Here is a 22,874-nt window from a genome sequence, read left to right as displayed (position 1 = left end):
AAGAGAGAGAGAGAGAGAGAGAGAGAGAGAGAGAGAGAGAGAGAGAGAGAGAGAGAGAGAGAGAGAGCAAAATCCGTGCCAACTGACCTTTCCTAACAAACATATCACGAGGTATGTAATACACCTTGCCTCCCAGATTCTCTAAATTCCCTGTTGCATAGTAACATTAAAATTAAACATATGTCAACAAATATTTATATGAATTTTACTCCACATCGGTAATTCTTAAAATCTAAGGTCTATTACCTTTTTCTGGCTATAAATGCCTCATGCCGTGAAGCATGACACATATCGCTTATTTATGAAATTAGACAATATCTTATGTTAAACCAATATTATCAGCCCTGAGGTTGCTGCAAGAACTTGAGAGTGCAGAAGTACTCTCAAGTCAACAGTCAAAAGTATCAATCCCCGAAGGATTTCATTATGGCGCCCGTACCCGCAGAGGTTACCATTTGGGCGTATCTTGATAAGTAGCCGGTCGTTATCTTCGGCTTTGCGGGCTTCCAACCCTTAAACCTTTGTTTTATTTCTTCTTCTGAAACCAGCATGTCGAGGCGTCTTTCGTGTATATCTATACTTATTATATCGCCGTCTCTGAGTACTGCTATCGGGCCGCCTTCCATAGCCTCTGGTGATACGTGCCCGATACACGGGCCGCGCGTGCCGCCGGAGAACCTGCCATCGGTTATCAGCGCTACTGATTCACTAAGCCCCATACCGGCAATTGCCGCCGTAGATGTCAGCATCTCCCTCATACCTGGGCCGCCTTTTGGGCCTTCACATCTTATCACCACTACATCGCCAGGCTTGATTTTCCCTTCCAGTATTACCTTTATCGCCTCATCCTCTGAGTCAAACACACGCGCCGTGCCCTCAAATCTCATCATCTTTTCTATCACCGCCGACTGTTTCACTACGGCGCCGCCCGGGGCAAGCGTCCCTTTCATTATCGCTATGCCGCCCTGTGCGTGGTATGCCTTTTCGATGGGTACGATTACCTCCTCATCCACAATGGCCGCGTCTCCTATGATTTCAAATACCTTTCTGCCCGATACTGTGATATGGTCGTGCAAAAGGTGCGAGAGCCGCATTTGCACCGCAGGGATTCCCCCAGCATGGTGTAAGTCCTCAAGGTAGTGCTGCCCGCCTGGGAGCATGTTGGCTATGTGTGGTGTGGTCTTGCTTAACTCATCAAATACATCTATAGGCAGTTTCACACCTGCATCGTGGGCTATCGCCGGTATATGAAGCACCGTGTTGGTTGAGCCCCCAAGTGCGGTGTCAATCCTTATCGCATTTTCAAATGCCTTTTTCGTCATTATCTTTCTGGGTGTTATACCTTTTTTCACCAGCTCGATTACCCTTCTGCCGCTTTCAAAGGCAAGGCGTTTTTTCTCTGAAGATATGGCCAGAGATGAGGCGCAGTAGGGCAGAGACATCCCAATGGACTCCGTCACGCAGGCCATCGTGTTGGCCGTATACATGCCCTGACACGAACCCGCACCCGGGCAGGCACACATCTCAAGCTCACCTAATTCTTTATCCCCTATCAGGCCCTGCCTGTGCCGTGCGACGGCCTCAAACGTGTCATTAACCAACGACAGTCGCTTTCCTTTGAGATAGCCGGAGTGCATCGGCCCGGCCGTTACAATTATTGATGGTATGTTTACACGTGCTGCGGCCATCAGCATTGCAGGGGTTATCTTATCGCAATTAGTTAGTAATACCAGTGCGTCAAACTGATGTGCGTTTGCTATTGTCTCTACCATGTCTGCTATCAGCTCTCTTGATGGAAGCGAATAGTGCATCCCGCTATGCCCCATAGCTATTCCGTCGCATATGCCGGGAACTCCAAAGAAAAATGGATACCCACCTCCCGTGTGAACCCCCTTCTCTATAAAACGCTCAAGCTCCCTCATACCCACATGTCCGGGGATTACGTCGGTAAAACTGCTTGCAACGCCTATGAAGGGCTTGTTCATTTCTGTCTTCGGGATACCTGTTGCGTAAAGCAACGCCCGGTGCGGCGCCCTGTCCACACCCTTTTTTATCTTATCGCTTCGCATTATCTCGTGTCTCCTTATTTGAACTAATTCAGCGACCGTTTGTACTCCCTTATCATCTCCGCTATTTTATCTTTTTTGTAGAGTTTGGTCTTTTGCAGTTCCTTTCGTCTGATGTCCTCTTCTGTTGTCAGGTATCTCTTCTTGTCAATTTCGTCAATCTGTGTATCAAGGGTCCTGTGGTCTTCCTCTAGCTGCTTGAATAATTCGTTTTGCTGTCTCAGGCGTTCGATGATTTCCTCTTCCGTCATTATGGCCTCCTTACGTTAACGTATTATAGCAGGGCCCTTAGTAGCCCTCATGATTTATCACCTTATAAGACGGTATCTCCCCATTATTGTGCTGCAGAGCGAGTATGACGCTTCAATGCAGTCATTTACGCCTATTCCTGTGTATGAGTTTCCGTGGAGGTAGAGTCCGTCGTGCGCCTTCAGGGACTCATTGATAGTGTCTAATCGGGCAGCGTGCCCTTTGTTATACTGTGGTATGGCGCGTTCATGTCTGAATATTTTTACCAATTCCGGCTGCCCTTTTACTTTTATTATATCAGAAAGCTCAGAAAATACGGTATCAATAATTTTCTCGTCATCGAGGGCTGCAATATCTGATGCCCTTGCCCCTCCAAGCATCGTGCGAAAGAGCATATACCCCTCTGGCGCACGGCCTGTAAATGTACTTGAGTCGCATAGTGTCCCCAAAATCTTTCTGCCTTCCTTATATGGGATTAGAAAACCAAACCCATCGAAATTGCTCCTGACCGCCTCACGCTTAAATGCCATTGAGACTACCGTTACGTATGGATAGGGGATTTCTGCAAGACACTCTGATATACCATTGTCAAGTCCCTTTAACATATCTTTTGCCGTGTGTGCCGGGGCTGCCAGTACCAGTATGTCTGCCTCTTCCGGCGGGGAATCTTTGAAATAGATTTGATACTTATTGGCCTTCTTTTCTATTGCTATAACGCGCCGGTTATTGACAAGGGCGCTGCCGAGTTTTTCAGCGAGGGCGTCGATTAATGTACCCATCCCATTTTGAAACGAGGTCAGCACGCCGCCAGGTCCGGCTGATACGCTCTTACCTGTCTTCCTTGCTGCCCATTTCATTCTGAGCATTCCAAGTATCAGGCTGCCGTATTTGGCCTCAAGGTTATATATCTTCGGAAAACACGATTTTAGTGACAACTGTGTTGAGTCCCCTGCATAGATGCCCGATGCCATCGGGTCTATCAGCGTCTCATATGACTCGCGGCCAAGCCGCCTGATGGCAAACTCAGAAAGCGTCTCATCAGCGGAAGTAGAGCGCGGCGCTATGGTCTCAAGTATTATCCTCAGTCGGCCTTGAACACTGAGCAAGTCAGATTTAAAAAAATCCAATCCACCCTCAGGGATGAGATTAAGCCTGCCGCGTGAGTATACATATCTCTTTCGTGCCTTGTCGCTGCTTTTAAGCGGCATGAGATTAAGGGCTGCCGCAAGCTCAAGGGTCTTTGGTCTATTATTGAGAAAGCCGTTTACGCCGCCCTCAAGCAGGAAGCCATTTTGTCTTTCAGTCCAGATTTTACCGCCCGGACGCGCTAGTTCCTCATATATGGTTACACTACCGCTAGGACAGGCGTCCTTCAATAAGAATCCCAGGGCAAGCCCTGATATACCACCGCCAATTATCGCTGTTTTCATGTTCCTATGTGCAGGAAGTTCTTATGTTTCATCCGCCCCTACCTTATTATTCAAGTACTTCGTTAATGAGGGTTTTTAGTGCCTGTATGAATACAGGGTGCGTGTTTAACGATTTAACCCTCTTTAGGATTATACCACGTTTTAATGCAAAATCCCTATAGAAAATATCTATCTCGTATAAAGTTTCTATATGGTCTGAGACAAAACTTATTGGCACTACAAGTATGTCCTTTATACCGTCCCCGGCGAGCATTTCGATAGTGACTTCTGTTGATGGTTCAAGCCACTTAACCGGGCCGCTTCTGCTCTGGTAAGACTGGTGAATCTCGCGGCCCTTGAGTGCCGGTCTGAGGGCGTCTATAGTCTTGTTTATCTCAGTAACGTAGGGGTCACCCTGCGTAATGAAATACTCCGGCAGTGCGTGGGCACTGAAGATTATATGTGGGTATCTGCCATCAAACTCTGCAATCCCCTCATTAATAAGCTCAGTAAGGGCAGCAATATAGAGGGGGTTATCAGGCCACGATCTTATATACCTGCATCTGGCAGGATATTTCGTTGACAGCACACGCTCAAGTTCACCAAATGAAGAGCCTGTTGTGGCAAGACTGTAATGTGGATAAAGGCTGAGGGCAATGAATTCCCTTATGCCTGAGTCATAGGCCGTTTTCACTGCGTCCTCTATGTATGGATGCCAGTATCTCATACCTGTAAATACGGCAAACTGCGGTTGACTCAGGGCATTTGACAGTGCTTTTGCCTGGTCTATGGTGATGCGGGAAAGCGGTGAGGCGCCGCCTATTTGTGCATACATGGAGCGGCTTTTCTCTGCCCTTGTTGCAGCTATCAGGGCTGCTATTGGCCTTTGCATAAACGGCGGGCCAAGTTTTATTATCAGCCTGTCAGAAAACAGGTTATAAAGAAATGGGCGCACGGCATCAAGCGAATCAGGACCGCCAAGGTTTAGTAACAATACACCGATAGTCTCCATGAATCACCCTCGTAACAGAACCAACTTAAAGAATGAGGGCTCTGCCCTCAAACTCCCGGCAGGGAACTTGTCCCCTGCACCCCATCTATGGGGCTTCGCCCCTTTGAATCAGACTATAGCATATCTCTCGCATCACGATTGTGCATTACTTTTCCCCAAAAATTCCTTCAATTTATCCAACGAATCAGATTTCCTGATAATATTTTTAAATTCCTCTAATTTGTCAACAATGGATATAATGCGAACTATATCCATCAGCTCAAGCCCGGCTGAACCATATTTGAGTTCAAGTCCTAACTCAATCCCCTCAAGTAAGCCTTCCAGTTTGCCCTCGACTCTGCCTTCAACTTTGCCTTCCAGTTTGCCCTCGACTCTGCCTTCAACTTTGCCTTCCAGTTTGCCCTCGACTCTGCCCTCAACTCTGCCCTTAAAAAAGATTTCCTTATATAAATCACTCTCATTTATATCAATCGTTATAGGCATCTTCTTTACCTCCTGAGTAACCTTATTATACAACTTTCGTAAGTCTGATAGATATAGCAATTTCAAAATGTAGTCTTTCCTTATTTTTAACGGTAACATGGACAATTTCTCTAAGATTTTGGCAATAGTAATGTCCATATTGTCCGATTTGCATAATATCGCTAACACAATATCTTCGGGTTTATCACTTTGCAGCAGCTCTGAACAGTCGATGTCCCGAATATCGAGTAATTCATATGAATAACTGCCTACTTTATTTTTCATGTTGATGGGTTTATCTCCCACATATAAAACCACCTGTCTGGGCAGTTTCTCGTACTGATTATAAACAAGCGCTGAATAAAGATACATTCTTTTGAGCATTTCCATGTCGTTAGTACTCTGAATTTCCAGGTGCAGAAGGCTGCCATCAGGGAGTTCTATGAGTAAATCCATTTCATTAAGTTGAATATTGGGAAGCTGGCAATCGAGAAATTTACCATTTTCATACCCTGTAAGAATTTTAAGAAACTTAACCGGTATGTCTTTAAGCAAGTCCTTAAGTGTCAGGTCATATTTCTTATGCACTTTGTCCTCGATAGAAAGATTAGAAATCACTGTCCATGTGTTTTCTAAATAGCACTGGCCTCGTGTACTATTTCAACAAGGGTCTTTACGTTTTCAGGCGGCGTCTCTGGCAGGATACCATGTCCAAGGTTGAATATATGTGCCCTTGCCGCTTTTGCCTTTTTGAGTATTTCTAACGCCGTTTCTTTTATATGGCCTTTCGTTGAGAAAAGTACGCACGGGTCGAGATTGCCTTGTATGGTGTGTCTATGTGTTTTTATAACTGCCTCTGACATGTCAATTCTCCAATCCACACCCATTACATCCGCCCCCGCCTCTGACGCAATACTAAGGATACCAGCGCAGTCGTTTACAAAATATATGATTGGTACTGAAAGGGGTTTTAATGCCTCAATTACTTTTTTGGCATAGGGAAACGCCGCAGTCTCATAATCCGACGGCGAAAGCGCCCCCGCCCACGAATCAAATAACTGTACGGCCTGCGCTCCGGCCTTTATCTGTGCAGAGAGATATGCAATAGTAGTCTCTGCTATCTTCTCCATCAATGATTGATAAAGTTGGGGGTCGTTGTATATTATTCGCTTGGTTTCGAGGAAGTTTTTCGAGCTGCCACCTTCAATCATATACGTAGCCGCCGTAAACGGGGCGCCTGAGAAACCAATGAGCGGGACTTTTAGCCCCCTGCAAAGTATCCTTATTGTCTCAAGCACATAGGGGACATCCTCGTCCGGGTTTATAATTTTTAACCTATCTGCATCTTTTTGGGTTCTGACGGGATTACTGAATTTCGGACCTTTCTTTTCATAGAACTTTAGCTTCAGCCCCATTTTTTCTATGGGTATCAGGATGTCTGAAAATAAAATCGCCGCATCAACACCAAGTATATCAACCGGCTGTACAGTGACCTCTGCCGCCAGCTCCGGGGTCTTACAAAGGGTCAGAAAATCTACCTTCGCGCGAATCTTGCGATACTCAGGCAGATAGCGCCCCGCCTGACGCATAATCCACACAGGCGTATAATCCGTCTTCATGCCTGCGCAGGCATATATAAATGTGTTATTCATGGGACAGCTTGCCTCCTTGTTTATTCAGTGTTTATTCAGTTTAGTCGGCTGATAACCACAAAATGGCTCTTCTTCCATATAATCGCCGCACATTGAATATGCCCTAGCACGGCATCCTCCGCATACCTTGAGAAACTCACACCTGCCACACCTGCCCTTATAGCCCTTGAAATCTCTCATGTCCTTAAACAGCGCGGAGTTGTCCCAAATTTCTCTAAACGGCTGCTCCCTGATATTCCCAGCCGGTACATGGAAATAACTACAGGGCAGCACCCTGCCATCTACATCGATAAGACATATCAACTGCCCTGCAAGGCAGCCCTTGCTGCCGCCGGTTGAGAATTTTAATGTACGCTGCTTCATTTTTTCGCCGTCAGTCTTCGCACGCTGCAGGACTATTCTATAATAGTGTGGGGCACATGTAGGCCTGACAAGTATGTCTGATTCATTTTTTTCCATGTCATAGTGCCAGTTAAGGATTTTTTCGTAGTCTTCTTTTGATATAAGCTCATCCATTATATCAAGCCCCCTGCCCGTTGGTACTATCATAAACATATACCACGCCGTAGGGCCAAGTTTTTTGACCAGTTCATAAACCGCAGGGATTTCTGCCTGATTTCTCTTTGTAAAAGATGAGTTAATGATAAATTCTATACCGTGTTTTTTAAACAACCCCGCTGCCTGAATTGTGCCGTCAAAGGCGCCTTTGTGTTCTCTGAAATTATCATGTATCTCTGCTGTTGGGCCGTCGATGCTTAGGGATACGATCTTAATGCCGGAGTCCTTTATGGCGGCACAGATGCCGTCAGTTACCAGTGTCCCGTTTGTGGCAAGACACATGCGAAGTCCCTTAGATGCACCGTATCTGGCTATATCAAACACGTCTTCACGAATGAGCGGCTCACCACCAGTAAGTACAATAACGGGATTGGCTGTGCCTGCAATATCATCAAGGACGCGGCAAGCCTCATCAAACGAAAAATCTGGATGACCGCTTACGGCGGCCTCACTTGATGAGCGGCAGTGTACGCAGCGCAGATTACACCGCCGTGTTATCTCCCACGCTATCCACTTTGGTTCAAACTTCATCTGTCCCCTCCGCCTCTTGATGATGACGCCGTCCAAAGACCCTCTCTTTCAGTGTCTCAAGCAACGCCCCGAATGTCGAAGGATTAATAGCCGATATGCCAACTGCCCCATATCTCCTTAATATACCCTCTAATTCATCCTCATGGATTTTATCTGTTTTGTTAAACACAAGTAAAGTGGGTTTTGAGTCAATCCCCAGGTCTTTCAATATTGTTTCTACAGATTGGATATGTTGTTCAAATCTTTGATTAGATGCATCAACGAGATGAATGAGTGTATCGGCATCTTCAAGCTCCTCAAGGGTTGCCTTAAATGCCGTGATAAGATCACGCGGCAGGTCCTTAATAAAGCCAACCGTATCGGTTATAATAACATCTCTTTCTTCGGGAAATCGGAGACGCCGTGTGGAGGTATCTAAAGTTGCAAACATCTTGTCCTCGACAAAGGCGGCACTCTCGGTGAGATTGTTAAGCAGGGTTGATTTCCCCGCGTTTGTATAGCCGACGATGGAGACGATTGGCAGAGTGCTGTTGCTGCGGCGGGCACGGCGTTGTTTACGCGCCATTGAGAGTTTCTCAAGTTCTTTTTCGAGAATATTTATTCTGTCTCTGACGCGGCGGCGGTCTATTTCGAGTTTCATCTCACCAGGGCCGCGCCCTCCGATGCCACCGGTGAGGCGTGACATAGCGGTGCCTTTACCTGTGAGGCGAGGCAGGCGATACTTCAACTGGGCAAGCTCTACCTGTACCTTGCCGTCACGGCTCATGGCGCGGCGCGCGAAGATGTCAAGAATAAGCGCTGTCCGGTCAATGACCTTTATCTCTGTTAACTCAGCAATGGCCAGCGACTGAGAGGGCGTCAGGTTTTCGTTAAACACAAGGAGGGTTGCCCCCTTTGCGAGGGCGTCTATAATTAAGTCCCTGAGCCTTCCCGCACCAAGCAGGTATCTTGGGTTAATCTCCTTTGGGCGTTGAATGACCCTGTCAACAGTGGCAATACCGCTTGAGGCGCATAGCTCCTGTAATTCATCAAGGGCCTCTTCAATTTCATGTTTCGGCGCCTGAGATACTGCTATAATGATGGCCTTTTCAGCGGCTGAGTCTGCCGCTTGTGGGCGCTGCCGCCCCATTTCCTCTTCTATTGCCCCGATGTGGGCAAGGAAATCAATTGTATCGTTATAAAAATTAACAGCCGGGTTAATCTCATATGGCTTATCGCCAATATTGGCGGTCAAATGAGCGGTATAAAACCTGTCTGGCAGGGCATCTCTTATGCCGATAGCGGCAATATAGTCAAAGCGCAGCAGGGCGAGGTCTGTGAGGTCGTCGTGGGTGAGCGGCTCATTTTTCAGATGTGTATGGACAAATCTGAGTCCGCGGAGGTATTTTTTTCCAAGCGGGTATGCCGAGAGTTCAGGAAGAAATATTGAACCAGCGTCGCCGACAATGACATGGCTGACTGTGCCGCCGCGTGTAATAAGCACCCCAAGCTGCCTGTTAATCTCTGAGGACAACTCAGTGAGATAGCGGGCAAGTTCCTGTGAGATAATCCTGTCTGGTGGAACCTTTCGGCGGTAAATCTTCTCAAGCCCTGTGACGGACTTTTTCTTTATCCCCTGCGTATTGCCATAAACCACCATAGAGGTATTTTAGCATAGTTGGTAAAGACAATGTTTGTCATAGTGAGTAAGCGCGCCTGAGAGGATTCGAACCTCCGGCCTGAGGTTCCGGAGACCTCCGCTCTATCCCCTGAGCTACAGGCGCATATGGTTGATTCTACAGGGACCTTTCCACTTATGTCAATTAGTGACACACGGCAGCACAGCACTGTAAATTTTCGATTCTGTTGTAAAAACAGCTTAATATGATATAATTGCGATTAACTGTTATGTCTGATACATTGCTCAGTGAACTAAAAATAGATAAAAGCACATCTTTTGTTAAACGAAAGAAGCACAAGGCGCTTGTCATTATCATAGCATTGGTGGTAGTCGCTGCTGCTGGTTATTACGTCAGGGTGGCCAGAGTTTTAGCGGTTGACTCATCAGTAGTGTCGCTTATGTACCCGTCTGAGTCTGTTACGGTATTAAACGCAAGCGGGTATGTGGTTGCAGAGCGCAGGGCGGCAGTTTCATCTAAAATCACGGGCAGGCTGATCTCTATTAATGTCGAAGAGGGAAGCCGTATCAAAAAAGGCGATATCATAGCAAGACTTGAAAACGACGACGTGGTTGCAGCAAAAGACCAGGCAGCGGCAAATCTTCAGGTGTCAAAACACGATTTCCACCTTGCAGAGGCACAGCTTAAAAATGCAGAACTCAACTACCAGCGAATTAAAAAGCTCTCCGAAGCGAATTATGTCTCCCGTGCGGACTACGACAATGCCCTGATGAAATACCAAACTGCGGTCGCTCAAAAAGATGCAGCACAGTCAAAAATCACTGCCGCACAAGCAGCCCTCCGCTCAACTGCCGTAAATGCTGAATACACAATAATACGCGCCCCCTTTGACGCAGTGGTTCTTACAAAAAACGCCGATGTTGGGGATATTATCACACCACTTGGCGCCACTGCAAACGTTAAGGCCGCCGTAGTCAGCATCGCTGATTTAAGCTCCTTGATGGTAGAGGTGGACGTCTCAGAATCCAACATAGAGAAGATCAAAGCAACTCAGCCATGTGAGATAACCCTCGATGCCATACCTGATAAACGACTGCGCGGCGATGTGCATATGATAGTCCCCACCGCAGACAGGACAAAGGGGGCCATCACCGTTAAGGTGAATTTTATTGAAAAAGACCAGAGAATCCTTCCAGAGATGAGTGCAAAGGTTGCATTTCTGTCCAGAGCAGTCACGGACTCTGAAAAACACCCCCGCATTGTCGTCAATGCAACTGTAATTTCAAAACACAGGCAGTCGGTGTTTGTCATAACAGAGGACGGCACGCTTAGGGAAACTGCAATAAAGACCGGCGAGATATATGGCGATTTGGTAGAAATCACAGAGGGCCTCAGGGTTGGCGATAAGACGGCCTCTGGTGATATATCGAAACTCAGAGACGGCCAAAAGATTAAAATTAAAGAGAAGTAACAATTAACCCTATAGTTGAAATAGAAAACGTCTGGAAATCGTATGTGCGTGGAAGCGAGAAGATTCCTGTGCTTGAAGGCTTAAGCCTGTCTGTAGAACAGGGGGAGTTTTTAGCTTTGATGGGGCCATCAGGTTCGGGTAAGAGTACACTTTTAAATCTGATTGCGGCAATAGATACCGCCGAGACCGGCACAATACGAGTTGGCGGCGTGGATATTACGGCACTAAGCGACAGTGAACTGTCCCGCTGGCGGGCAACCCATGTGGGTTTCATTTTTCAGTTTTATAACCTTATCCCTGTGCTTAGTGCAGAAGAGAACGTGGAACTTCCGCTCATTCTTACAAACCTTAGCAAGCGGCAGCGGCTTGAGCACGCTGCGTCGGCCCTGCGCGTGGTTAATCTCCTTGATAGAGCCCAGCACTACCCGTCTCAGTTGTCCGGTGGGCAGCAGCAGCGTGTTGCCATAGCCCGTGCCATTGTCACCGACCCCACAATAATAGTTGCAGATGAGCCTACAGGTGACCTTGACCGCCACAGCGCCAAAGATATTTTAGAACTTATGACAACACTAAATACTCAGCACGGCAAGACCATCATCATGGTAACCCATGACCCCAGGGCGGCAGAAACAGCTCATATCATCAGAAACTTTGACAAGGGCGTCCTTACCGAATCCACCATCACACAATCTGGAAAACACAGTTGTTCCTCTTTAAGCTGATAGTCAGAAACTCACTGCGGCACAAACTGCGAACGGCGCTGACAATGCTTGCAGTCACAGTAGCAGTGTTAGCGTTTGGGATGCTGCGTACAATGGTAGATGCGTGGTATGCCGGTGTTGACGCAGCCGCTGCAAACCGCCTCATTACGCGTAATGCCATTTCATTGAATTTCTTTCTGCCGCTTTCATATAAGGAAAAAATCAGGCAGGTTGAAGGTGTCTCAGGCGTGTCATGCGGGAACTGGTTTGGCGGCATATATATCGATGAGAAAAACTTTTTTGCCAATTTTGCTATGGATATGAAATCGTTTCTGGGGCTTTATCCTGAGTTTATGATTGCCGAGCAACAGAGAAAAGCCCTGCTTACTGACAGAAAAGGAGCCGTTGTTGGTGAAAAACTCGCCAGAAGATTCGGCTGGAAGATTGGCGACACTGTTAGTTTGCGGGGGACGATTTTCCCCGGAACCTGGGAATTCACAATACGGGCGATATATAAGGGACGAGATAAAAACACCGACGAGACACAGTTTATCTTTCACTGGGATTATCTTAACGAAAAGTTGAAAGCTATGAACATAACCAAAGCAGCAGACTCAATAGGGTGGTACATTGTTGCCATCACTAAACCTGAACTTGCCGCCGAAGTATCTCAACGAATTGATAAATTGTTTAAGAACTCGATGGCCGAGACCTTTACCGAAACTGAAAAGGCGTTTCAGATGAGTTTTGTCTCTATGACTGAGGCAATACTAAGTGCGGTTCAAATGGTCTCTTTCCTTGTGATATTTATAATACTGGCTGTCGTTAGCAACACGATGGCAATGACCGTGCGTGAGCGAATTCGCGAGTACACGGTGTTTCGGAGTCTTGGATTTGAACCGTTATATATATTTATGATGATAGCCGGAGAATCACTGTTTATAACCACAGCCGGGGGTGTGTTGGCGATAGCGTGTACATTTCCGGTTGTCAAAGAGTTTGGTGATTATATGTCAGCATATTTGCCGGTTTTTATTGTATCACCGCAGACAATACTCCTGGATGCCGTGATTTCAGTTGCTGTGGGGCTTTTGGCTTGCATCATACCGCTTTGGTACACGCTTAAGATAAAGATAGCGGATGGTTTAAGGGCTGTTGCATGATAGGGCTGATGTTACAGTATTCACTGAGAAACCTTCTCAGGCGGCGTCTGACCACAACCCTGACTGCCTTAGGGATGGGTCTCGTTGTGTTTGTGTTTGCAGCGGTGCTGATGCTCTCCAATGGACTTGTCAAAACACTTGTTACAACTGGTTCATCAGATAACGTCGTAGTGTTGAGGAAATCGGCAGGGGTGGAAATGCAAAGCCAGATAACACATGAGGATGCAGACATTATAGAAAGCCACTCCAGTGCAAAAACAGATGTTGACGGCAGAAAACTCTCTGCACGAGAATTGGTAATACTCGTAAGTCTTCCTAAGAAAATAACCGGGAAACCGGCTAATGTGGCAATTCGCGGCGTAACGGACAAGTCATATAAGCTAAGACCTGTGGTTAAACTCAGTCAGGGCAGATTTCCCCGCGCCGGTTCAACAGAGATTGCAATAGGAAAGAGTATTGCAAAGGGATTTAATGCAGCGGAGATTGGACAGACGTTTCGTTTTGCAATGCAGGACTGGGTGGTGGTGGGCATATTTGACGCCGAAAACAGAGGGTTTAACTCTGAAATCTGGGGTGATGTAAATGTGCTTTCTCAGTTTTTTAAGAGAAACGTATACTCTTCAGTTATTTTTAAACTAAACAGCGGCAATAAGTTTGATGGTGTAAAGGAGAGGATACTCCACGACCCGCGCCTTAAAGTTGACATTAAGCGTGAAAATCTCTACTACGAGGAGCAGTCTGAGATGATGTCAAAGTTTCTAACGATTCTTGGGATATCCCTGACCCTGATATTTTCCCTTGGGGCGATAATCGGGGCAATGATAACCATGTACACGGCAACGGCAACAAGAACTGCCGAAATCGGAACTCTCAGGGCACTGGGATTCGGACGCGTTAGCATACTTATGGCATTTATTTCTGAATCACTGCTGTTAGGGGGTGTTGGAGGGATTGCAGGATTATTTTTTGCGTCATTTTTACAGTTCTTTACTGTATCCACTATGAATTGGCAGACATTTTCTGAACTGGCCTTTACGTTTTCTCTAAACTTTGAGATAGTCCTGTCGGGGTTTGCATTTTCCCTGATAATGGGATTTGCCGGAGGGGTTTTACCTGCTATTAAGGCATCCAGAATGAATATAGTGGACTCACTAAGAAACGCCTGATGTTCGCCATGAAGTTTGAAGGGGTGAGCAAGGGGACTTGAACCCCCAGCCACTGGAGCCACAGTCCAGTGCTCTAACCAGTTGAGCTATGCTCACCGAATCCTCTATAATATTAGCATAGAACTGTTTTCGATGTCAAATCTTGAATGAGAGAATCTAAATTCCTGGCTCTATTAACGAACCACCGGTATAAAACTGATGGCAATTCCTTCCAGATTTCTTTGCGTGGTACATGGCGGAGTCTGCTCTTTTCATAAGCACTTCAGCATTTGTAGCGTCGTTTGAATATAAACAGATACCGATGCTTACTCCAATAGATACGGTGTGGGAGTTCAGCGTGTACTGCCTCGAAATATTATCTTTAATTTTATCAGCTACCAGGGCTACAGAGTTTATATCTTCTACATTACGGATGATAACTGTAAACTCATCACCACCAAGCCTGGCAACGGTATCAGACTCACGCACGCTTTCTCTTAGTCGTTTGCCAACCTCAATAAGTAATAAATCACCTGTCTCATGTCCCAAATTATCGTTGACATCCTTAAAATTATCCAGGTCTAAAAACAACAGGGCAAATATCTTTTTATAGCGTTTAGCGATAGCCATTGCTTGACATAAGCGGTCATTAAATAAAAGCCGGTTGGGAAGTCCTGTCAGAGAATCATGATTGACTTTAAACTCTAACGTAATTTCGGCAATTCTCCGTTCAGTTATATCACGTGTGGATTCTACAATGGCATAAATCTCGCCGTCTGAACCTCTCAGAGGGGAGGCCAAAATTTCAATAAATCTCACTTCACCATCTCTCTGATAATGTTCGTGTACGACTTTTATCGAATGCCCTGATTCATAAACCAGAGTTAGCGGGCAGACATGGTTTGTCCCATCACATGGTTTATCGCAGCAGTGAGAAACCTGATAGCACAGCCGCGGCTCTTCTGTTTCCGACGGCAAAGGGTACTTCTCACGTACTACTCTGTTTAATAAAATGACCTCATAGCTGAGGTTTATTACCATTATAGGTTCGGCCACACCATCGATAACGTCGGCATAAAAATCCTTCATATTCCTGATCTCCTCGTTTTTCCTGGATAGCTCCATAACAGCGTTTATGGTGTGACAGAGCGTCTCCTGCGATAAATCAGTCTTTTGAAGATAATCCAAAGCACCGGCTTTCATGGCCTTGACAACAACATTGTGGTCGGATGCATCGGTCAGGAATATCACTGGATAGTTAATCCCCTTTTTTCTAACAGCGCGTAAGAGGTCTATGCCATTCATATCGGAGAGCCGGTATTCAAACAGGCATATCTCATACTTGTTGCTTTCCATATAAGATATTGCATCTGTGGAACAAGTGGCGGTATCAACCTGAAAATCGCCGCAAACCATCTCAAGCAACTTCGTCAACTGCAACATGTCATCGCTGTTGCTGCCCACTATCAATACTTTCCTGGTCATTGCTGCCTCCCCCAGTACCATTTGTTCTTCATGTCCGCCGCCTGTCTCCAAGTCATATTCGGGATGGGGAGATTTCTTTAGATCAGCCCCTTGTCTGTAAGTTCTTTCTTGAGATATGTGTAGTATATTGGGGCAGCTATGACGCCAGGCAGACCAAACGCAGCCTCCATTGCGAGCATCGCAATCAGTATCTCCCATGTCTTTGATTTTACCTGTGTGCCGACAATTTTAGCATTCAAAAAATACTCAAGTTTATGAATAACTACAAGATAGACCATCGATGCCACTGCGACGTTAAACGAATTGCTCAGACTTACAACTATAATTACCGTATTGGAAATCAGGTTCCCTATAACCGGCAGTAAACCGGCAAGAAACGTAATTAATATCATCGTCTTGATTAATGGTAAATGTATCCCAAGTAATGGCAATATTATGGCAAGATAGGCAGCCGATAAAGTTGTATTTATAGCAGATATGCGCAGTTGAGCAAACACCACACGCCTAAATGAGAAGGCAACCCTTGAAATGCTCTCTAACAGGGACTTCGCCAGCGGCCCGTGGCTCTGCTCATCGGTGATTTCACTCAATGCTAAGAGCACCCCCATAACCATTCCAATAAGAACATGGGCTGCAACTCTGGCCGCTTGTTTACCCACTGACTGAAGTTCAGCAGCGTGTTTACGCAGTAACTCCGATACGGAACTCTTAACTCCTTCAGCGTCCGTCGGCAGGTGGTTCGTAATCCACACGGGAAGTGAACTCAGGGAATTGTCAATCACATCGGCCATCTTCTGAAGCAAAACCTGAACATTACCTGAACTGCCTCTGAAAAAACCAGCAATGCCCAACGACACTAACAGCACAACCGTTACAACGACAATCCCAAGCAGCGCTACAACTATCATCTTGGAGGCACGACTAGTAAGCCCCTTGACCTTGATCTTATTGGAAAGCACATGTATAAGCTCAAAGACAAGCAGCCCGCTCAGTAAGGCAGACAACAAATGAAGATTTATCACTAGAAACAACAGTATTACAACTATAACCCATGCAGCTATATCATAGTTTGATATGACAATCTCGTTAACAGGCTTGTCTGCGTCCATGAAAGAATTATACATTTCATTCATAAGTAAATACAACCGCTAAATTGCTAATTTAGAAGTTGCGGCTAAGAACACCGCTATGTTATAATGTCGTGCGGATTTAGCATATGCTGGATTAACAAAACAAGATTAGTTTGAATATGGGGAATAGGATTATAAATAAGCAATCACCGTCGTCAAAGGTGTTGATGAAAGGTAACGAGGCCATCGCAGAGGCAGCTATTGAGGCAGGCTGCCGCTTCTACGCGGGCTATCCAATAACACCTCAAAACGAGATACCCGAGTACATGTCCGAGCGAATGCCTGACGTCAATGGTATATTCATCCAGGCAGAGAGTGAAATTGCCGCCATTAACATGGTTTACGGGGCGGCGGCAGCAGGTGTGCGGGCAATGACATCGTCCTCTTCTCCGGGGATAAGCCTCAAGCAGGAGGGATTGTCATTCCTTGCAGGGGCAGAACTGCCTGCCCTGATTGTCAATATTCAGCGCGGAGGCCCGGGGCTTGGCAATATATCAGGCTCACAAGCTGACTACTTTCAGGCCGTCAAAGGCGGCGGTCATGGCGACTACAGGTTGTTAGTCTACGCACCGCATAATGTTCAGGAGATGTGGGACCTCACAATGCTCGCCTTCGACAAGGCTGACCAGTACAGAAACCCCGTACTCATACTTGCAGACGGCATTCTTGGGCAAATGATGGAACCCTTTACACCAAATCCTCACATAATGCCCGCCCTTCCAGAAAAAACATGGGCACTAACGGGCTGCCTAAATAGAAAACCAAACGTAATAAAAACCCTCTTCATGGGCGACAATGAGCTTGAAAACCATAACCTCAAGATGCAGGCTAAGTACGATATGATGAAAAAAGAAGAGACGCGCTCCGAGTCCATATACACAGAAGACGCCGATGTAGTAGTGGCAGCCTTCGGTTCAGCCGCCCGTATCGCATACTCTGCCGTTACTGCACTCAGGCGCGAGGGATATAAAGTCGGTCTGTTCAGACCAATCACCCTGTTTCCATACCCGGATGAGGCGCTGACTACGCTGGTATCAGGGGGCAGAAAAAAAGTCCTCGTCGTAGAGCTTAACTCAGGGCAGATGATAGAAGACGTCAGACTTGCCATTAACGGTCAGGCCGATGTGCTGTTCTACGGCAGACCAGGTGGAGCGATGATAAAGCCAAACGAAATATACGACAAAATTAAAGCTATATACTAACGCCTCCCAGTGGAAACCCCAACCCTAACCCGGAAAGAAACCCAGAAAGAAACTTTAGTTATTAAAATTGGAAGCAGTATCATCACCACACCGGAGGGCCTCAACGAGGCAGTTATTAACCGTCTGGCACACGATATATCAGAACTGCGCGACATTGGTCACCAAGCTGTAATTGTATCATCAGGGGCTGTGGCCGCAGGAAGGGGAAAGCTCGGCATCGAAGGACCGATTAAAGAAATTAACATTAAACAGGCGGCAGCGGCAGCCGGGCAAAGCTCCCTGGTCTGGGCTTACGAGAGGGCATTCGGCACGTATAATAAAAAAGTTGCACAGGTGCTGCTCACACGGGATGTGTTTTCAGACAGACGGCGCTATTTAAATGCCAGAAACACGCTGAGAACGCTGCTTGATTTTAATATCATCCCCATTATCAACGAAAACGATACCGTCTCTGTAGACGAGCTTAAATTCGGCGACAACGACCGCCTCGCTGCCCTTGTTGCCTCACTGCTCAACACTGACCGGCTTGTGATACTGTCCGATGTAGACGGCCTTTATGACGCAGACCCATGTAATAATAAAGCAGCAAAAATAATTTCGCTCGTGAAAAAAATCACACCCGAACATGAGAAAGTCGCCTGTGGTTCATCAAGCACATGCGGCACTGGGGGCATGTCGTCAAAACTCATGGCCGCAAAGATAGCAACAGCAGATGGTATCACCGTTAACATAGTAAACGGTAAATCTGAGGGAGCTTTAACGAAGATTTTTGATGGCAGCACGGCAGGTACACGCTTTGAACCGGCGGCAAAGAAGCACGGTGCGCGAAAGGGCTGGATTGCCTTTGGCATCCGCTCTAAGGGCAGGCTTACGCTTGACGATGGTGCTGCGAAGGCCATTTTAAGCGGCGGGAAAAGCCTCCTGCCCTCAGGGATTAAATCAATTTCCGGCGACTTTGACAGAGGCGACGCTGTTTATTGTATCGCCCCCGGAGGCAGACAAATTGCTAAGGGCCTTGTAAACTACGGCAGTGCGGAGCTGCAAAAAATCATCGGTCTTAAGACCGCGCAGATAGAAGGAGTGCTTGGCTACAAATACTCCGACGAGGTCATCCACCGAGACAATATGACGATACTATAGCATTATGGATCAGCGCCCTGCCTTGCTTAAAAAATTCTATAGATTCGGTGTCACTGTAATCATGATAGGTAAAGCAATTGGGCACATATGCGCTGCCCTTGTAAAGCAGTGTGACCTCGGCATATATGCCGCCGCGCAGGTGAATCCTGTGGGCATAGTTTTTTGTCGTCGCCAGTACCAGCTTTGACAGGGTGATATAGCCCGGGTCTATGTTGTATTGCCTTTTGCCGTTTACCGACAGGCTTTGTTCCAGTTCATTGGTCTTGAGTTTTATATCGGGCAGGGTCTCAGAACGAATCAGTGTGTCGAAGATTACAAAACGCCTCATTATTGGGGAGCCTAGTTCGTTGTTATAGTATACAGAGTAATCCCACGGCCTTTGAGCGGACTCCAGTTTGATTGGACAAAATAATTCAACAAGCCGCTCCTTGATTAGTTCATAAGGACGGCCTTCGGCGTACAAGAGACCGGCAAACAGGAGCGTATCTTCTGAGTCTGCGCGCATGCGGTTAAATTTCGATGACTGCACTGGCGCATCCCCGACGGCTGATGATTTTGTACGCGCAGACTTTGCCCTTCTGGGCATCGGCTAACCCTTAGAGAGAAGCTCGTTGACTAAATCTTTTATAGCGGCAGATTCCCATTCAATAGGGCCAAGTATCTTTTTAAACAGTTTTCCCTGCTTGTCTATGAAAAATGTCTCAGGTACCCCTGTCAGACCGAAGGCGCGGGCATTGGCGCTTTTCTCATCAAGGAATACGGGCAGGTCGTACTTATTTTTAGTCATAAACTTCATTGCCTCCTCGATACTGTCCCTGTACAAGACAGTGATTACGGCAAGCGATGAGTTTGACTTGTTGGTTTCATAAAACCTCTGAAAAGACGGCATCTCACCGATGCAGGATGTACACCATGACGCCCAGAAATTAAGGACAACCACCCTGCCCCTGTAATCTTCGGCTGAGATTACCTTTTTGTCTAATGTACTGAACTTGAACAGTGGTACTTCCTGACCCTCTACGGCTTGTTTGGAGGTACGCTTGCCCTCGTGTCTGCCAGCTTGCACTATGAACATCCCTGCGGCAATGATAAGCATGAATATAATCATCTTCGTCTTCATCAATTAACTCCAGCGGGGTTTACTTCAGCGGGGGTTACGCCGACAGGTATATAGAGCATATCTTCAACCCCGATGAACACGGGGGCATTATCTCTGAGGACTATTTTTATTGTGCGTACATCTTTAAATCTGCCTCTTAGTATCTCCTCAGAGAGCGGGTCATCTATTTCTTTCTGAATGGCTCGTCTCATCGGCCTTGCCCCATAGGCAGGCTGATAATATTTTTCGACAATCCATTCCCTGACCTCATCTGACAGTTCAATTGCTATGTCATGGTCTATCAGTTGTAAGTTCGTCTCCTCTATCAGTAAATCGATGATTGCATAGAGGTCAGCCTTGTCCAGCGGATGAAACACGGTGATGTCGTCAACCCTGTTGATAAACTCAGGGTTAAACGTCTTTTTAAGTTCGTCCATGACATTATCTTTGATCTTTGTATATATGTCAGACTTTGCCTTCCTGTGGAATCCAAGCGGTGTTGATTTCTCGATAATCCTCGCGCCAAGATTCGATGTCATGATTATAACGGTATTTTTAAAATCCACCTTTCTACCGTAATTATCAGTAACCACCCCTTCATCAAGTATCTGAAGCAGGACGTTAAATACGTCGTGATGTGCCTTTTCTATCTCATCAAAAAGCAATACCGAATAGGGCTTCTTTCTGACCTTCTCCGTAAGCTGCCCGCCCTCTTCGTAACCAATATATCCCGGGGGTGCACCGGTGAGTTTTGACACGTTGAACCTTTCCATGTACTCGGACATGTCGATTTTAATAAGTGCCTTCTCATCGTTAAAGAGAAACTCCGCCAGCGCCTTTGCCAGCTCAGTCTTGCCTACCCCGGTCGGTCCTAAGAAGAAGAACGAACCAATAGGTTTTTTTCTGCTCTTTATACCAGCGCGCGAGCGCCTGATAGCCTTGCTTACGGCCTCTATTGCCTCGTTTTGCGAGATAACCCGTTTGTGTAACTCTGCCTCCATGTGCAGGAGGCGTTCGGTCTCCTTTTCTTCAAGTCTGGAAAGCGGTATGCCGGTCATCTTCGATACCGTATATGTGATGTCATCTTCGATAACCACAGGGACTTCGCTGTTGAGATTCTCCTGCCATTTTCTTTGGATGGAATCGTAGATGCGTTTTAGTTTTTCCTCTTCTCCTCGTACCGAAGCCGCCTTTTCAATGTCATTAAGGCGGAGGAAAAGCGCCTTTTCTTTATTGAGCTTTTCGAGGTCTTTCTCTATATCCTTTAGCTCTATGGGAGGTGTGAACCTCTTAAGCTTAATCCTTGAGCCTGTCTCATCAATTACATCTATGGCCTTGTCGGGAAGGTTTCTGTCTGATATATAAAGGTCAGAAAGCCGTGCAGCCGTAGTCAGTGCGTCATCGGCAAGTTTTACGCCGTGATGGGTTTCATATCTGCTCCGAAGGCCGGAGAGTATTTTTATTGTATCTGTAACCGTCGGCGGCTCAACAAAAATGGGCTGAAATCTACGCTCAAGCGCTCCGTCTTTCTCAATATATTTTCTGAATTCCGATGACGTAGTAGCCCCAATGCACTGAATCTCACCCCTTGAGAGCGCAGGCTTTAACATACTTGAGGCATCTACCGAGCCCTCGGCAGCCCCTGCCCCGATTAACGTATGGAGTTCGTCAATAAATAATATGACGTTGTCGGATTGTTTTATCTCCTTCATGATTATCTTCAGGCGTTCCTCAAACTGCCCCCTGTACTTTGTGCCTGCAATGAGGGCACCGAGGTCAAGGGCAATGATTCTCTTTCCTGCGAGGTTCTCAGGGATGTCGCCTGATGCTATTTTCTGCGCAAGCCCCTCTACGATAGCAGTTTTGCCAACTCCGGGTTCTCCGATGATTGCAGGGTTATTTTTTATCCTGCGCCCAAGAATTTGAAGGATTCTCTCAACCTCGTCTTCTCTGCCGATGACAGGGTCAAGAACGCCCTCCTGTGCCATTGTCGTCAGGTCTCTGCCAAACTCGTTAAGGGCTGGCGTTGCATTTTTCTTCATCTTGGTATAGGCCTGAGTCCGCATGGACAGATTTATTGTAAGCTGCCTTGCGCCCAGGAGATTAGCCCCAAGGTTTCTTAATATCTTACCGCCTATCCCCTCGTCTTCTCTTATCAACCCCAGCAGCAGGTGTTCGCTGCCGATGTAATTGTGCCCAAGGAGTCTTGCCTCTTCTACGGAAAGCTCAAGTACCTTCTTGGCGCGCGGGGTAAAGGGAATCTCTCCGAAAGTCAGGAGGTTTGTACCCGCCGGAAGATTACGCTCTACTTCTATTCTGATATGCTCGGTAGAAAGGCCCATCTTTCTTAGGATTGCCACAGGGAGACCATCTTTATCCCTTAGTATAGCAAGTAGTACGTGCTCTGTGCCAAGATAATCGTTCTGCCTGTTTTCAGCCTCTTCCTTTGCATATATTATTATTTTTCGTCCTCGTTCAGTAAATTTCTCAAACATATTTTGTCACCTCAGCCGTCTCAGCCGCTTAAGTTATTTACTCGGCCTCGACACAGCGTTATTAAAGGCTCATTCTCACGCTATAGCTCCCTCTTCACACTGTTATAAAATAAACGTTTTTACACTGTAATGTCAACAAATATATTAGCCAGGGCATACGCATACGAGATTACCCGATTTAATTTACAGCAATTTTTACAATAAACCGGCGCGTTTCAATGTATCTTTTATTTCCAAATATTTAACGTCTAATTCTTTCAACGTCCGTTCTATATTATCTCCCCG

The 22,874-nt window shown here is 46.5% G+C and carries 19 protein-coding genes and 2 tRNA genes; 6 read left to right on the top strand and 15 right to left on the bottom strand.

What is annotated here, in order from left to right:
- Window positions 1–404: 404 nt before the first annotated feature.
- From ilvD to ASN18_RS12310, 9 genes are all read right to left on the bottom strand, one after another.
- Window positions 405–2,069: a dihydroxy-acid dehydratase gene (ilvD, locus tag ASN18_RS12350; protein ID WP_085053056.1), complete on the bottom strand. Its 1,665-nt coding sequence runs from the start codon at window positions 2,067–2,069 to the stop codon at window positions 405–407.
- A 23-nt stretch (window positions 2,070–2,092) separates the two neighbouring features.
- The gene (locus ASN18_RS12345; protein ID WP_085053055.1) at window positions 2,093–2,317 is read right to left on the bottom strand and encodes a DUF465 domain-containing protein; all 225 of its coding nucleotides are present in this window, start codon (window positions 2,315–2,317) and stop codon (window positions 2,093–2,095) included.
- A gap of 57 nt (window positions 2,318–2,374) precedes the next feature.
- Window positions 2,375–3,745 carry a protoporphyrinogen oxidase gene (hemG, locus tag ASN18_RS12340; protein WP_085053054.1) on the bottom strand — a complete coding sequence of 457 codons (1,371 nt, stop codon included), beginning with the start codon at window positions 3,743–3,745 and terminating at the stop codon, window positions 2,375–2,377.
- A 46-nt stretch (window positions 3,746–3,791) separates the two neighbouring features.
- The gene (hemH, locus tag ASN18_RS12335) at window positions 3,792–4,736 is read right to left on the bottom strand and encodes a ferrochelatase (RefSeq protein WP_085053053.1); all 945 of its coding nucleotides are present in this window, start codon (window positions 4,734–4,736) and stop codon (window positions 3,792–3,794) included.
- Between the two features lie 132 nt (window positions 4,737–4,868).
- A complete protein-coding gene (locus tag ASN18_RS12330; RefSeq protein ID WP_157072972.1) occupies window positions 4,869–5,786 on the bottom strand; it encodes an RpnC/YadD family protein in 918 nt (305 codons plus the stop codon).
- A 44-nt stretch (window positions 5,787–5,830) separates the two neighbouring features.
- Entirely contained in the window at window positions 5,831–6,850 is a 1,020-nt protein-coding gene (gene hemE / locus ASN18_RS12325; RefSeq protein WP_085053051.1) for a uroporphyrinogen decarboxylase, read from the bottom strand.
- A gap of 24 nt (window positions 6,851–6,874) precedes the next feature.
- Window positions 6,875–7,939, bottom strand: coding sequence for a radical SAM/SPASM domain-containing protein (locus ASN18_RS12320; RefSeq protein ID WP_085053050.1), 1,065 nt, complete (start codon window positions 7,937–7,939; stop codon window positions 6,875–6,877).
- The gene (gene hflX, locus ASN18_RS12315) at window positions 7,929–9,578 is read right to left on the bottom strand and encodes a GTPase HflX (protein WP_085053049.1); all 1,650 of its coding nucleotides are present in this window, start codon (window positions 9,576–9,578) and stop codon (window positions 7,929–7,931) included. Before hflX ends, ASN18_RS12320 begins: the two co-directional genes overlap by 11 nt.
- A gap of 51 nt (window positions 9,579–9,629) precedes the next feature.
- A tRNA-Arg gene (locus ASN18_RS12310) sits at window positions 9,630–9,702 on the bottom strand.
- 124 nt (window positions 9,703–9,826) lie between these two features.
- Here ASN18_RS12310 and ASN18_RS12305 point away from each other — a divergent pair.
- The 4 genes from ASN18_RS12305 to ASN18_RS12290 are packed head-to-tail and all read left to right on the top strand — an operon-like array spanning window position 9,827 to window position 14,059.
- Window positions 9,827–11,029: an efflux RND transporter periplasmic adaptor subunit gene (locus ASN18_RS12305; RefSeq protein WP_085053048.1), complete on the top strand. Its 1,203-nt coding sequence runs from the start codon at window positions 9,827–9,829 to the stop codon at window positions 11,027–11,029.
- A 2-nt stretch (window positions 11,030–11,031) separates the two neighbouring features.
- The gene (locus tag ASN18_RS12300; protein WP_085053047.1) at window positions 11,032–11,751 is read left to right on the top strand and encodes an ABC transporter ATP-binding protein; all 720 of its coding nucleotides are present in this window, start codon (window positions 11,032–11,034) and stop codon (window positions 11,749–11,751) included.
- Window positions 11,733–12,893: an ABC transporter permease gene (locus tag ASN18_RS12295; RefSeq protein ID WP_085053046.1), complete on the top strand. Its 1,161-nt coding sequence runs from the start codon at window positions 11,733–11,735 to the stop codon at window positions 12,891–12,893. Before ASN18_RS12300 ends, ASN18_RS12295 begins: the two co-directional genes overlap by 19 nt.
- On the top strand, window positions 12,893–14,059 hold the full coding sequence (locus ASN18_RS12290) for an ABC transporter permease (protein WP_085053058.1): 1,167 nt from the start codon (window positions 12,893–12,895) through the stop codon (window positions 14,057–14,059). Before ASN18_RS12295 ends, ASN18_RS12290 begins: the two co-directional genes overlap by 1 nt.
- 22 nt (window positions 14,060–14,081) lie before the next feature.
- Here ASN18_RS12290 and ASN18_RS12285 read toward each other — a convergent pair.
- From ASN18_RS12285 to ASN18_RS12275, 3 genes are all read right to left on the bottom strand, one after another.
- Window positions 14,082–14,155, bottom strand: a tRNA-His gene (locus tag ASN18_RS12285).
- Window positions 14,156–14,215: 60 nt separating this feature from the next.
- Complete coding sequence (locus ASN18_RS12280) at window positions 14,216–15,523, bottom strand: diguanylate cyclase (protein WP_236861721.1); 1,308 nt, start codon at window positions 15,521–15,523, stop codon at window positions 14,216–14,218.
- Window positions 15,524–15,600: 77 nt separating this feature from the next.
- On the bottom strand, window positions 15,601–16,656 hold the full coding sequence (locus ASN18_RS12275; RefSeq protein WP_236861720.1) for an AI-2E family transporter: 1,056 nt from the start codon (window positions 16,654–16,656) through the stop codon (window positions 15,601–15,603).
- A gap of 116 nt (window positions 16,657–16,772) precedes the next feature.
- On the opposite strand from ASN18_RS12275, the gene ASN18_RS12270 reads away from it, so the two are divergent.
- Together ASN18_RS12270 and proB are read left to right on the top strand one after the other, a co-directional pair.
- A complete protein-coding gene (locus ASN18_RS12270) occupies window positions 16,773–17,855 on the top strand; it encodes a 3-methyl-2-oxobutanoate dehydrogenase subunit VorB (RefSeq protein ID WP_085053044.1) in 1,083 nt (360 codons plus the stop codon).
- A 9-nt stretch (window positions 17,856–17,864) separates the two neighbouring features.
- Window positions 17,865–18,995 (top strand): glutamate 5-kinase, encoded by a 1,131-nt coding sequence (proB, locus tag ASN18_RS12265; RefSeq protein ID WP_085053043.1) that lies wholly within the window; start codon window positions 17,865–17,867, stop codon window positions 18,993–18,995.
- Here proB and ASN18_RS12260 read toward each other — a convergent pair.
- From ASN18_RS12260 to ASN18_RS12250, 3 genes are read right to left on the bottom strand one after another with little or no spacing between them, the layout of a single operon-like run.
- Entirely contained in the window at window positions 18,964–19,581 is a 618-nt protein-coding gene (locus ASN18_RS12260; RefSeq protein WP_085053042.1) for a DUF4416 family protein, read from the bottom strand. The genes proB and ASN18_RS12260 overlap by 32 nt on opposite strands.
- A gap of 3 nt (window positions 19,582–19,584) precedes the next feature.
- Window positions 19,585–20,115, bottom strand: a complete 531-nt coding sequence (locus ASN18_RS12255) for a TlpA family protein disulfide reductase (RefSeq protein WP_085053041.1) — start codon at window positions 20,113–20,115, stop codon at window positions 19,585–19,587.
- Window positions 20,115–22,589: an ATP-dependent Clp protease ATP-binding subunit gene (locus ASN18_RS12250; RefSeq protein ID WP_085053040.1), complete on the bottom strand. Its 2,475-nt coding sequence runs from the start codon at window positions 22,587–22,589 to the stop codon at window positions 20,115–20,117. Before ASN18_RS12250 ends, ASN18_RS12255 begins: the two co-directional genes overlap by 1 nt.
- Between the last annotated feature and the right edge of the window lie 285 nt (window positions 22,590–22,874).

This window comes from Candidatus Magnetominusculus xianensis (assembly GCA_001541255.1).
GTDB lineage: Bacteria > Nitrospirota > Thermodesulfovibrionia > Thermodesulfovibrionales > Magnetobacteriaceae > Magnetominusculus > Magnetominusculus xianensis.
This window is presented reverse-complemented; position numbering and strand designations above follow the sequence as displayed.